Origin of the sequence: Saccharothrix sp. CB00851, from assembly GCF_001905065.1 — a bacterium.
Lineage (GTDB): Bacteria > Actinomycetota > Actinomycetes > Mycobacteriales > Pseudonocardiaceae > Actinosynnema.
Genome location: NZ_LWLC01000007.1, coordinates 152,406 through 166,093, shown reverse-complemented (window position 1 = coordinate 166,093; position 13,688 = coordinate 152,406). Strand labels below are relative to the sequence as shown.

At 75.0% G+C, this 13,688-nt stretch carries 1 protein-coding gene; it reads right to left on the bottom strand.

Annotated features, from left to right (window positions below):
• Positions 1-2: 2 nt before the first annotated feature.
• Positions 3-13,403: a type I polyketide synthase gene (locus tag A6A25_RS09460; protein ID WP_073887744.1), complete on the bottom strand. Its 13,401-nt coding sequence runs from the start codon at positions 13,401-13,403 to the stop codon at positions 3-5.
• Positions 13,404-13,688 lie beyond the last annotated feature (285 nt).

The window sequence follows — 13,688 nt, the reverse complement described above, 5'->3', positions numbered from 1 at the left end:
GGTCAGTCGAGGTCGTCGACGAGTGCGAACAGCTCGTCGTCGGTCGCGGAGTCCAGGTCGTCCAGGTCGTCGTCCGAGACCCGGTCACGGCCGGGATCCGCGCCGCACAGCTCCAGCATCCGGCGCAGCTTGGCGACGACGTCCCGCACGGCGTCGCCGTCGGCCGCCACCCGGACCAGCGGCACCAGCCGGTCGAGCTCGGTGAGCACCGCGGACGTCTCGTCCACGGCCAGTTCGGCGGCCAGGAACGCGGCGACCGCCACCGGCGTCGGGTGGTCGAACGTCACCGTCGCGGGCAACCGCACCCCGGCCGCCGCGGACAACCGGTTGCGCAGCTCCACCGCGGTCAGCGAGTCGAAGCCGAGGTCCTTGAACGGCCGGCTCGGTTCGACGGTGGAGCGGTCGGCGTGGCCCAGCACCGCGGCCACGTGGTCGCGGACCAGCTCCACCAGTGCGCGTTCGCGTTCGGCGGGCGGCATCGCGCTCAACCGCTCCGCGAGGCCGCCGTCGTTGCCCACCGTCACCGTGGCCGCGCCCCGCCGCTTGGTGGCGCGCACCAAGCCGCGCAGCAGTGCGGGCAGCTCGTCCGCCTGCGACCTCAGCGCCGCCGTGTCGAGGTGGGTGGCGCCGAGCACGGGCTCGGCCAGCGCGGTGGCGGTGTCGAACATCGCCATGCCGTCGCGGACGGACAGCGGCACCAGGCCGAGGCGTGAGATCCGCCGCCGGTCCACGTCGGTCAGGTTCGCCGAGATCGTGCTGGTCTGCTCCCACAGGCCCCACGCCAGCGACGTCGCGGGCAGCCCGAGCGAGCGGCGGTGCCGCGCCAACGCGTCCAGGAACGCGTTGCCCGCCGCGTAGTTCGCCTGACCGGCCGTGCCGAGCAAGCCCGCCATCGACGAGTACAGCACGAACGCGGACAGCTCCCGATCACGCGTCAGCTCGTGCAGGTGCCAGGCCGCGTCGATCTTCGGCCGCAGCACCCGGTCGACCTGCTCGGGCGTCAACGACGTCAGCACACCGTCGTCCAACACGCCGGCCGTGTGCACGACCGCCGTCACCGGGTGCTCGGCCAAGACCGCCGCCAACGACTCCCGATCAGCCACGTCACAAGCCGCGACCAAGACCTCCGCACCCAACGCGCCCAGCTCGTCCCGCATTTCGACCGCACCCGGGGCGTCCAGGCCGCGACGGCTCACCAGGACCAGCCGCCGCACACCCCGTTCCGCCACCAGGTGCCGGGCGAGGACCGTGCCCAGCGCACCCGTCGCACCGGTGACCAGCACCGCACCGCCGCCCCAGGGCGAGTCGGTTTCCACCGCGGCGTCGGTGACCCGGGCCAGGCGCGGCACCAGCACCTCACCGCCGCGCACCGCCGCCTCCGGTTCACCGGTCGCCACGGCGGCGGGCAGCGCGGAGCCGTCCTCCGAGCCGAGGTCGACCACGCTGATCCGGCCCGGGTTCTCCGCCATGGCGACGCGCAGCAGGCCCCACGCGCCGGCGGCGACCAGGTCGGTCACGTCCTCGTCACGCACACCGATGGCGCCCCGCGTCACCGCGACCAGCCGGGTGCCGGCGAACCGCGGGTCGGTCAGCCAGGACCGCACCACGTCGAGCAGGTCACCGACCACCGCGCGGGCCGCGTCGGGCGACTCACCGGAACCGGCCACGGGCAGCAGCACGACCGAAGGCGCGGCATCGCCCGACTCGACGGCGGCGGCCACCGCGTCGAGGTCCGGGAACGACGGCACCGGCACACCGGCGTCACCCAGCGAGACCCAGCCGTCCGTCGTGCCGTCCGGTGCGGCGACCGGCGTCCAGTCCACCCGGAACAGGCCGTCGCTCGCCGTCGCCTCCTTGGCCACCGGCCGCAGCAGCAGCGATTCGACGGTGGCCACGGGTGCGCCGGTCCCGTCGAACACGGCGACCGACACCTCCGCCGACTCCGTGTCCGCGTCCGGCACCGACATCCGCACCCGCAACGCCGACGCGCCGGTCGCGTGCACCGCCACACCACCGAAGGCGAACGGCAACCGCGCCGCGCCGTCCACGACCACGCCGGGCAGCACCGGGTGCAGTGCCGCGTCGAGCAGGGCCGGGTGCAGGGCGAACCCGGCGGGCGTCACGCCCTCGGGCAGCTCGACCTCGGCGAAGATGTCCTCGTCCGTGCGCCACGCCCGCCGCAAGCCCTGGAACACCGGGCCGTAGTCGTAGCCCTGCCCGGCCAGCCGGTCGTAGACCCCGTCGAGGTCCACTTCCTCGGCGCCGGACGGCGGCCAGGCGGTCGGTGCCTGCGCCGCGCCCACTGGCGTGGACGACAGGACACCGGTCGCGTGCCGGGTCCACGGCGCGTCGTCGTCGGTCCGGGCGAACACCTCCAGCGCGCGCCGTCCCAGTTCATCCAGAGCGCCGACCACGAGCTGCGCCTGCACGCCTCCGCGCTCAGGCAGCACCAGCGGCGCGGTGATCGTCAGCTCCTCGACGGAGTCCAAGCCCACGTGGTCGGCGGCCTGGACCGCGAGTTCCACCAGCGCGGTGCCCGGCACCAGCACCGAGCCGCCCACCGCGTGGTCGGCCAGCCAGCCGTGGGCGTGCCGGGACAGCCTGCCGGTGAACAGGAACTCGTCCCGGTCGGCGGGCGCGACCACGGCGGCCACGAGCGGGTGGCCGGCGGCAGTCAGGCCGGACCCCTCGGCGTCACCCGTCGTCGTGGGCGCCTCCAGCCAGAACCGGTCGCGCCGGAAGCCGTAGGTCGGCAGCTCGACCCGCCGTCCACCGGGGAACACCGCCGCCCAGTCCGGGCGTGCCCCGTGCAGCTGCAGCGCGGCCACCGCCGTGACCACGGTCTCCACCTCGGGACGCGTCGACCGCAGCACCGGCACCAGCGCGCCCGGCGGCTCGGCGAGGCCGTCGGCGACCAGCGCGACGAGCACGCCGTCCGGGCCGAGCTCCAGCCAGTTCACCACGCCCTCGGCCTCCAGCGTGCGGACGCCGTCGGCGAAGCGGACCGCCGAGCGGATGTGGTCCGCCCAGTACTGCGGCGAGCGCAGCTGCTCGTCGGTGGCCAACCGGCCGGTGACGTTGGAGACGACCGGGATCCGCGCCGGCCGGAACTCCAGGGTCTCCGCGACCGCGCGGAACTCGGCCAGCACGCCGTCCATGTGCGCGGAGTGGAAGGCGTGGCTCACCGGCAGCCGCCGGGTCTTGCGGCCCTTCGCGCGCCAGTGCGCGGACAGCCGTTCGACGGCGTCCTCGTCACCGGACACGACGGTGGCGAGCGGTCCGTTCACCGCGGCCACGTCCACCCCGCCCGGGTCGAGCGCGATCGACTCGCGCACCTCGTCCTCGGACGCCTGGACGGCGACCATGGCGCCGCCCTCCCGGGCACCCTGCATGAGCCTGCCCCGGGCGGACACCAGCTTGCAGGCGTCGGCGAGGTCGAGGACACCGGCCAGGTGCGCCGCGGTGACCTCGCCGATCGAGTGGCCGAGCAGGTAGTCCGGCCGCGGGCCGCGGTGCTCGACCAGCCGGAACAACGCCGTCTCCACGGCGAACAGCGCGGCCTGGGTGAACGCGGTCTGGTCCAGCAGCGCCGAGTCGGCCGAGTGCTCCGGTGCGAACAGCACGTCCTTGAGCGGCCGGGGCAGGTCGGCGTCGAGGTGCGCGCACACCTCGTCCAGGGCGCGGGCGAACACCGGCTCCGCCGCGTACAGCTCACGGCCCATGCCCAGCCGCTGGCTGCCCTGACCGGTCAGCAGGAACGCCGTGCGGCCGGTCCGGACGCGGTCGACGCGCACGACGTTCGGCGCCGACCCACCGCGCGCCAGCACGTCCAGACCGTGCAGCAGTTCCTCCCGGTCGGCACCGACCACGGCGGCACGCGTCGGCAGCGCTTCCCGCGTGGTGGCCAGGGAGAAGCCGATGTCCGTCGGGTGGACGTCCGGGTGGTCGAGCACGTGGCGGTGCAGGCGTTCGGCCTGGGTGCGCAGCGAGCCGTCGTCCCGCGCGGACAGCACCCACGGCACGACCGCGGCGGGCGGTGGTTCGTGCTCCGCCTCGGCCGGTGGCTGTTCGAGGATGACGTGGGCGTTGGTGCCGCTGATGCCGAACGACGACACCGCGGCACGACGCGGCCGGTCCGTCTCCGGCCAGGGCTGTGCCTCGGTGAGCAGCTCCACCGCACCCGACGACCAGTCCACGTGCGGCGACGGCTCGTCCACGTGCAGCGTCCTGGGCAGCACGCCGTGCCGCATCGCCTGAATCATCTTGATCACGCCACCGACGCCCGCCGCGGCCTGCGCGTGCCCGATGTTCGACTTGAGCGAACCGATCCACAGTGGACGGTCCGCCGGCCGGTCGTCGCCGTACGTGGCGAGCAGGGCCTGCGCCTCGATCGGGTCGCCCAGCTTGGTGCCCGTGCCGTGCGCCTCCACCGCGTCGACCTCGTCCGGGCGCAGCCGGGCGGCGGCCAGCGCCTGCCGGATCACGCGTTCCTGCGCGGGACCGTTGGGCGCGGTGAGGCCGTTGCTCGCGCCGTCCTGGTTGACCGCCGAGCCGCGCAGCACGGCGAGCACCCGGTGCCCGTTGCGGCGCGCGTCGGACAGGCGTTCCACCAGCAGCAAGCCCACGCCCTCGGCCCACCCGGTGCCGCTCGCCGACGTGGCGAACGACCGGCAGCGGCCGTCCTCGGCCAGGCCGCGCTGCCTGCTGAACTCGACGAACGTGTTGGGGCCGCTCATCACCGTCACGCCGCCGGCCAGCGCCAGGTCGCACTCGCCGTTGCGCAGCGCGTTCGCCGCGAGGTGCAGGGCCACCAGGGACGACGAGCACGCCGTGTCCACGGTGACCGCCGGACCGCCCAGCCCGTAGTTGTAGGCGAGCCGACCGGACACCACGCTCGACAGGTTGCCCGCCAGCAGGAAGCCCTCGAACTCGGCGGGCGCGGCGGCCAGCCGGGACGCGTAGTCGTCGTACATCGCGCCCGCGAACACGCCGGTGTTGCTGCCGCGCACCGAGGCGGGCGGGATGCCGGCGCTCTCGAACGCCTCCCACGCGGTCTCCAGCAGCAGCCGCTGCTGCGGGTCCGTGGCGGTCGCCTCGCGCGGTGACATGCCGAAGAACTCCGGGTCGAACCGGTCCGCGTCGTGCAGGAACCCGCCGTGCCGGGTGTAGGACGTGCCGATCCGCTCCGGGTCCGGGTGGTAGAGCCGGTCCAGGTCCCAGCCGCGGTTGTCGGGGAACTCGCTGATGGCGTCCACCCCGTCGGCGACCAGCCGCCACAGGTCGTCCGGCGAGCCGACCCCGCCGGGGAACCGGCAGGCCATGCCGACGATCGCGATCGGTTCGTCCACCCGCGAGGTGGTCCGGGCGGCGGGTCGGGTGGCTTTGGCCTCCCCGGAGAGCATGGTCGACAGGTGTGCGGCGAGCGCGACCGGCGAAGGGTGGTCGAACACGGCGGTGGCGGACAGCTTCAGCCCCGTGGTGGTGACGAGCCGGTTGCGCAGCTCCACGCCCGCCAGCGAATCGAAGCCGAGTTCCTTGAACGCCCGCTCGGGGTCGATCGCGGCGGCCGTGGCGTGCCCGAGCACGGCCGCCGCCGCGCCGCGGACCAACTCCAGCGCTGCCGCGTCGCGTTCGGCGTCACCCAGGCCGGCCAGGCCCGCCGCCCACGACGAGCCCGCGGCCTGCGCCGCCTTGCGCGGACGTGCCCGCACGAGGCCGCGCAGCAGGGCAGGCGGTTCCTCCGTGCGCCACCGCGCCAGGTCGAGGGAGGCCGGGACGAGCACCGGTGCCGCGTGACCCAGCGCGGCGTCGAACAACGCCAAGCCCTGGTCGGGGGTGAGCGGCTTGACCCCGGCCCGCGCCCAGCGGGACAGGTCGGCGTCGCCCAGCGCGCCGCCCATGCCGTACGTGCCGTCCCACAGGCCCCACGCCAGCGACGTGGCGGGCAAGCCGGTCGCGACGCGGTGGTGCGCCAGGGCGTCCAGGGCCGCGTTGGCGGCGGCGTAGTTCGCCTGACCGGCCGTGCCGAGCAGTCCGGAGACGGAGGAGAACAGCACGAACGCCCGCAGGTCGCCGGTCAGCTCGTGCAGGTGCCGTGCCGCGTCGGCCTTGGGCCGCATCACCTCGTCCAGCTGGTCGGGCGTCAGCGAGTCGACCAGGCCGTCCCGCAGCACGCCCGCCGCGTGGACGACGGCCGTCAGCGGGTGCTCGGCGGGGACGTCCGCGACCAGCCGGGCCACGGCGTCGCGGTCGGCCACGTCGGCGGCCACGACGGTGACCTCCGCGCCCGCACCGGTCAACTCCTCGACCAACTCGCCGACCCCCGGTGCCCCCGGCCCGCGCCTGCTGGTGAGCACCAGCCGCCGCACGCCGTGCCGGGCGACCAGGTGCCGGGCCAGCAGCGCGCCGAGCCCGCCGGTGCCGCCGGTGACCAGCACGGTCCCGTCGGGGTCGAGGGTGACCGGCGTTCCGGCGGCGGGCACGCGCGCCAGGCGCGGCGCGTGCAGCCGTCCGTTCCGCACGGCGACCTGCGGTTCACCGCTCGGCAGCTGCGCGATCACGGCGGGGTCATCCGTGTCGGTGTCCGTGTCGAGCAGGACGATCCGGCCGGGGTGCTCGTTCTGCGCCGAGCGGACCAGGCCCCACAGCGGGGCGGCGGCGAGGTCGAGCACGTCTTCGCCCGGCAGCACCGCGACAGCGCGCGTGGTGCGGAAGACGAGCCGGGTGCCCGCGAACCGCTCGTCGGCCAGCCACCGCCGCAGCAGGTCCAGCGCACGCGCGGTCGCCGTGCGCGCGTCCTGCGGGCCGTCCGCTGTGGTGAAGCGGTGTGGCACCACCAGAACGTCAACGGAGTGCTCTTCGGGCAGGTCCTCGACCTCGACCCAGCGCACGTCGTCCGCCGCACCGGCCGGGACGGTCTTCCACTCTGGCAGGTAGAGGTCACCGGTCCGCGCGCCGAGCCGGTCCCGCTCGACCGGCCGCATCGTCAGCGACCCGATCCGCCCCACCGGCGCGCCCGCGCCGTCGGCGAGCACCACTTCGTACGAGTCCGGGCCGTTCGGCGTGAGGCGGGCGCGCAGCGACGTCGCACCGGTCGCGCGCAACCCGGCGCCGCTCCACGAGAACGGCAGGCGCAGGCTGCCTGGTCCGGCGATCTCCAGCACCAGCGGCTGCAGCACCGCGTCGAGCAGCGCCGGGTGGACGCCGAAACCCGCGACCTCCCCGTGCCGCTCCTCCGGCAACACGACCTCGGCGAACACCTCGTCACCCCGGCGCCACACACCGGCGAGGCCTTGGAACGCCGGTCCGTAGTCGTAGCCCAGGTCGGCCAGGCGCGCGTAGGCGTCCGCGACCGGCTCGGCCTCCGCGTCGGCGGGCGGCCACTCGCCGATCTCGTCCGCGCCAGGGGATTCGGCGGCGAGCGAACCGGAGGCGTGCCGCGTCCACGGCTGCCCGTCCTCGTCCGACCGCGCGTGGACCGCCACCGACCGGCGGCCCGCCACCTCCGCGCCGATCACGACCTGCAGCCGCACCGCCCGCCCCTCGGGCAGCACGAGCGGCGCTTCCAGGGTCAGCTCCTCCACCACGTCCAGGCCGACGTGGCGGGCGGCGGTCGAGGCGAGGTCGAGGAACGCCGTCGCGGGCACCAGCACCGCGCCGTCCACGACGTGGTCGGCCAGCCACGGCTGCGCGGCGAGCGACAGCCTGCCGTTGAGCACGGTCTCGTCGTCGTGGTCGGCCAGCTCGACCCCGGACGCCAGCAACGGGTGCCGCACCACGTCCAGGCCGAGCACGCGGGCGTCCGTACCGGTCGACGGCGCGAGCCAGAACCGGTCGCGCCGGAACGGGTACGTGGGCAGGTCCGCGGCCACCGCGCCGGGGAAGAACGACGCCACGTCCACCACCGCGCCGTGCGCGTGCGCCTCCGCCAGACCGGCCGCGAACGTCTCCGCCTCGTCGCGCCCCGCGCGCAGCAGCGGCACCGCGGTCACGTCGGCGAGCGACTTGCGCGCCATCGCGGTGAGCACCGCGTCGGGCCCGACCTCCACGAACACCGTGCAACCCTGGTCGGCCAGCCGCCGGGTGGCGTCCAGGAAGCGGACCGGCTCACGGATCTGACGCGCCCAGTGGTCGGGCGAGGCCAGCTGCTCGGCGGTCGCCAGGTCACCGGTCAACGTCGACACGATCGGGATGGCCGGCGGCCGGAACTCCAGCCCTTCGGCCACCCGCCGGAACTCGTCCAGCACCTCGTCCATGTGCGCCGAGTGGAAGGCGTGGCTCACGGTGAGCCGCCGCGTCCGGCGACCCTGCTCGCGCCAGTGCGCGGCGACCCGCTCGCACGCGTTCTCGTCACCGGACACCACGACCGAGCCCGGCTCGTTGACCGCCGCGAGGCCGACCACGCCCGTCTCGGCGGCCAGCGAACCCGCGACTTCCTCCTCCGCCGCCTCGATCGCGATCATCGCGCCGCCGGCGCGGGCGGCCTGCATGAGCCTGCCCCGTGCGGCCACCAGCGCCGCCGCGTCGGCGAGCGACAGCACCCCGGCCACGTGGGCGGCCGCGATCTCGCCGATGGAGTGGCCCGCGAGCAGGTCCGGCCGCAGGCCGTGGTGGTCGAGCAGCCGGAACAGCGCCACCTCGACGGCGAACAGCGCGGGCTGGGTGTAGCGGGTCTGGTGCAGCAGGTCGCCGTCCTCGGCGAACACCACCTCGCGCAGCGGGTGGTCGAGCAGCCCGTCGAACGCGGCGCACACCTCGTCCAGCGCCTCGGCGAACACCGGGTGCGCCTCGTACAGCCCGCGGCCCATGCCCGGCCGCTGCGCGCCCTGGCCGGTGAACAGCAACGCCGTCCGACCGGTCCGGGTGGCACGGCCGCGGACCACGGTCGGCGCGTCGGTGCCCGCGCTCACCGCGTCCAGCCCGGCCAGCAGGTCGTCGCGGGTGCGGCCGAGCACGACCGCCCGTTCCGCGAACGGGGTGCGGGTCACCAGTGCCGCACCGACCCGGGCCGGCGGCACGTCGGGTGAGGCGTCGAGGAATCGGCGCAGCCGCTGGGCGTGCGTGCGCAGCGCGGTCTCGTCACGGGCCGAGAGCACCCACGGCGTCGGCGCGGTCGGCTCGACGTGCTCGGCGGCGGCCGGTTCGACGTGCTCCAGCACCACGTGCGCGTTGGTGCCGCTGATGCCGAACGACGACACGGCGGCACGGCGCGGGCGGTCGGTCTCCGGCCACGGCCGGGCCTCGGTGAGCAGCTCGACCGCGCCGGACGACCAGTTGACGTGCGGTGACGGCTCGTCCACGTGCAGCGTCCTGGGCAGCACGCCGTGCCGCATCGCCTCGACCAGCTTGATCACGCTGCCGACGCCCGCGGCGGCCTGCGCGTGCCCGATGTTCGACTTGAGCGAACCCAGGTACAGCGGCTCGTCGCGATCACGCCCGTAGGTCGCCAGGATCGCCTCGGCCTCGATCGGGTCGCCCAGCCGGGTGCCGGTGCCGTGCGCGTCCATCGCGTCGATGTCCGAAGTGGACAGCCCGGCGTCGGCGAGGGCGTCGCGGATCACGCGTTCCTGCGACGGGCCGCTGGGCGCGGTGAGGCCGTTGGAGGCGCCGTCCTGGTTGATCGCCGTCCCGCGCACGACCGCCAGCACGCGGTGGCCGTTGCGGCGCGCGTCGGACAGCCGTTCCAGCACCAGCACGCCGACGCCCTCGGCCCACGCGGTGCCGTCGGCGGCGGCGGCGAACGACTTGCACCGACCGTCCGGCGCGAGCCCGCGCTGGCGGGAGAACTCCAGGAACATGCCGGGCGTGGCCATCACCGCCGCACCGCCCGCGACGGCCAGCGTCGACTCGCCATGGCGCAGCGAGCGCACCGCCAGGTGCAGCGCCACCAGCGACGACGAGCACGCCGTGTCCACGGTGACCGCGGGCCCGAGCAGGCCGAGCTGGTAGGCGATCCGGCCGGACGCGACGCTGGTCGTGCCGCCGGTCAGCAGGTAGCCCTCGGTGCCGGCGGGCGCGTCGTGCATCCGCGGCCCGTAGTCCTGGGCGGTCGCGCCGACGAACACGCCGGTGCGGGTGTCCTTGAGCGACTCGGGGTCGAGCCCGGTGCGTTCGAGCGCCTCCCACGTCGTCTCCAGCAGCAGCCGCTGCTGCGGGTCCATGCCCAGCGCCTCACGGGGCGAGATGCCGAAGAACTCGGCGTCGAACTCGCCCGCGTCGGGCAGGAAACCGCCCTCGCGGACGTAGGTGTGGCCGCCGCGCTCGGGATCCGGGTCGTACAGGTCCTCCGGCCAGCCGCGGTCGGTCGGGAACGCGGAGATGCCGTCCCGACCCTCGGCAACCAGCTGCCACAGGTCCTCGGGCGAGCGGACACCGCCGGGGTAGCGGCACGCCATGCCGACGATCGCGATCGGCTCGTCGACGGGCCGGGTCGCGGTGGTGGTCTCCACCTCGGCACCGCCACCGACCAGCTCGGACACCAGGTGGTCGACCAGCCGGGCCGGGGTCGGGTGGTCGAACAGCAGGCCGCTGCGCAGCGTCAGCCCGGTGGCCGCGCCCAGCTCGTTGCGCAGCTCGACGGCCAGCATCGAGTCGAACCCCAGCTCCCGGAACGGCGCGCCCGGCTCGACCGGCGCATCGGCCGCCAGACCCAGCACGGCGGTGATCTTGGCCGTCACCAGGTCGGTGACCACGCGCGTGCGTTCCGGCTCGGACAACGTGCCCAGGCGCTCGGCGAGCACGTTGTCGGTGACCGGGGTGGGGTTCTCGCGCGCGGCGGTGATCGTGCGGGGAGCGCGGGCCGCGCCGTCGAGCCAGTGGCGTTCCCGGGTGAACGCGTAGGTGGGCAACGGCACCCGCCGACCGCCCAGCCCGGCGTAGAGCGCGCACCAGTCGACTTCGGCGCCCCACGTGAACCAGCGCGCCACGGCGGTGAGCAGCGTGCGCACCTCGGGCCGCCCGGACCGGGCCACCGCCACCGTGCCGACCTCAACCGCCGCCGACTCGGCGACCATCGGCGCGCACACCGCGTCCGGACCCAGTTCCACGAACGAACCCACGCCCTCGGCTTCCAGCGCCCGCACCGCGTCGCTGAACCGCACCGGCCGGCGGACCTGCTCGACCCAGTACTCCGGCGTGGTCCACTCGTCCCGCACGACCTCGCCGGTCACCGTCGACACGGCGGCGATGCGCGGCTCGTGGAACGTCAGGCCTTCGGCGACGCGCCGGAAGTCGGCCAGCATCGGCTCCATCCGGTGGGAGTGGAACGCGTGGCTGACCGCCAACCGCTTGGTGCGCCTGCCCAGCGCGGCACAGGCCGCGACCACCTCGGCCACCGCGTCCTCGTCACCGGCGACCACCACCGCGCGCGGCCCGTTCACCGCGGCGATCGAGACGCCGTCGACCAGCAGGGGCCGCACCTCGTCCTCGGTCGCCTCGACCGCGGCCATGGCACCGCCCTCGGGCAGCGCCTGCATCAGCCGTCCGCGCGCGGCCACCAGCGCGCAGGCGTCGGCGAGGGACAGCGCACCGGCGACGTGGGCCGCCGCGATCTCGCCGATCGAGTGGCCCGCCACGAAGTCCGGCCGCGGACCCCACGATTCGAGCAGCCGGAACAGCGCGACCTCGACCGCGAACAGCGCGGGCTGCGTGTAGCCGGTGTGGTCGAGCCCGTCACCGGTCTCGATGACCTCCCGCAGCGGTCGGTCCAGCACCGGGTCCAGGTGCGCGCAGACCTCGTCGAAGGCCGCGGCGAACGCCGGGAACGCCCGGTGCAGCTCCAGCCCCATGCCGACGCGCTGGGCGCCCTGGCCGGTGAAGACGAACGCGTGCCGCCCGTCCGGCCGCGCGGCGCCGACGACGACGTCACCCCCGGTCTCCCCGGCGGCGAGCCGGTCGAGCGCGGTGAGGAAGCCGTCCTGATCGTCCGCGACGACGACGGCCCGGTGCCCGAAGACCGAGCGGGTGGACACCAGCGACCACCCGACGTCGACGGTGTTGGTGTCGTCCGCCACGGCGTCGCGCAGCCGGGCCGCCTGGCCGCGCAGGGACTCCGCGCCGCGGGCGGACAGCACCCACGGCAACGCGGTGCGCTGCTCGGGAGCCGGTTCCGTGGCGACGGCGGGCCCTTCCGACACGATGACGTGGCAGTTCGTGCCGCCCATGCCGAACGAGCTGACACCCGCCACCAGTGGCGCGTCCGGCCGCGGCCACGCGGTCAGCTCCCGCTGCACGGACAGGTTCAGCTCGGCCAGCGGGATGGCCGGGTTCGGCGTGGCGAAGTTCAGGCTCGGCGGCAGCTCGCGGTGCGCGATGCCCAGCAGCACCTTCACCAGGCCCGCGATGCCCGCCGCGCCCTCCAGGTGGCCGATGTTGGTCTTCACCGACCCGACCGGCAGCGGCGCGGTGCGGTCACGGCCCAGGGCGGCACCGAGCGCGGCGGCCTCGATCGGGTCGCCGACCGGCGTACCGGTGCCGTGCAGCTCCACGTACTGCACGTCGTCCGCGGCCAGCCCGGCCCGCCGGACCGCCGCCCGCACCACCTGCTCCTGCGCCTCGCCGCTGGGCACGGTCAGGCCCTCGGTGGCGCCGTCGTTGTTCACCGCACTGCCGCGGATCACGCCGTACACGCGGTCGCCGTCGGCCAGCGCCCGGGACAGCGGCTTGAGCACCACGGCCGCGCCGCCCTCGCCCCGCACGAAACCGTTGGCGCGCGCGTCGAACGTGTAGCAGCGGCCGTCCGGCGAGAGCCCGCCGAACCGCTGCGCGCTCACCCCGCTCTCGGCGAGGATGTTCAGGTTGACGCCCGCGACGATGGCCGCGTCGGACTCGCCGCTGCGCAGGCTCTCCACCGCCAGGTGCACGGCCACCAGGGACGACGACTGCGCCGAGTCGAGCGTCAGGCTCGGGCCGCGCAGCCCGAGGTGGTAGGACACCCGGTTGGCGATGACGCCCCGGTTCAGGCCCGTCATCGAGTGCTGGGTGAGCACCGCGTCACCGTGCTGGTAGGCCAGGGCGGCGTAGTCGTCGCGCAGCGTGCCGACGAACACCGCGGTCCGGCTGCCGGCGAGGTCGGCGGGGACGACCGCCGCGTCCTCCAGCGCCTCCCACGCCAGTTCCAGCACCAGCCGCTGCTGCGGGTCCATGACCGCGGCCTCGCGCGGTGACACGCCGAAGAAACCCGCGTCGAACCGGTCCACCGCGTCCAGGAAACCGCCCCGCCGGGTGCCGTCACCGGCCTGCGGGCGGTCGGGCGGTGCGTCGGTGACGGCGTCGGAACCGCTGCGCAGCAGCTGCCAGAACGCGGCCGGGTCGGGTGCGCCCGGCAGCCGGCACGACAGCCCGACGACGGCGACCAAGTCACCGGGCTCGGGCTCTGCTCCACCACGGTGCGCATTCGTGATCACGCTGGAATCAACCTTTCGTGCCGGAATCGCGAGGGTGTTTTCGGCGCAACCGGAGTCGACCGACCGGTGCGGGCGCGGGCAGACGTGCGGCCATTCGAAGTCGAATCTCGCACGACGCCGGTAATGGCCCGGTACACGTCGGGTCTCGACCGCCCGCGCGGCACCCGATTACCGCCCGCGGGGCGCCGCGGTTACCGCTCGCGGGGCGTTCCGGTTACCGACAGGTGGGCGGTAAGTGGGGCGGGTCCGGAATACTTTTCATCACGAAATCCCTGCGGACGTCAA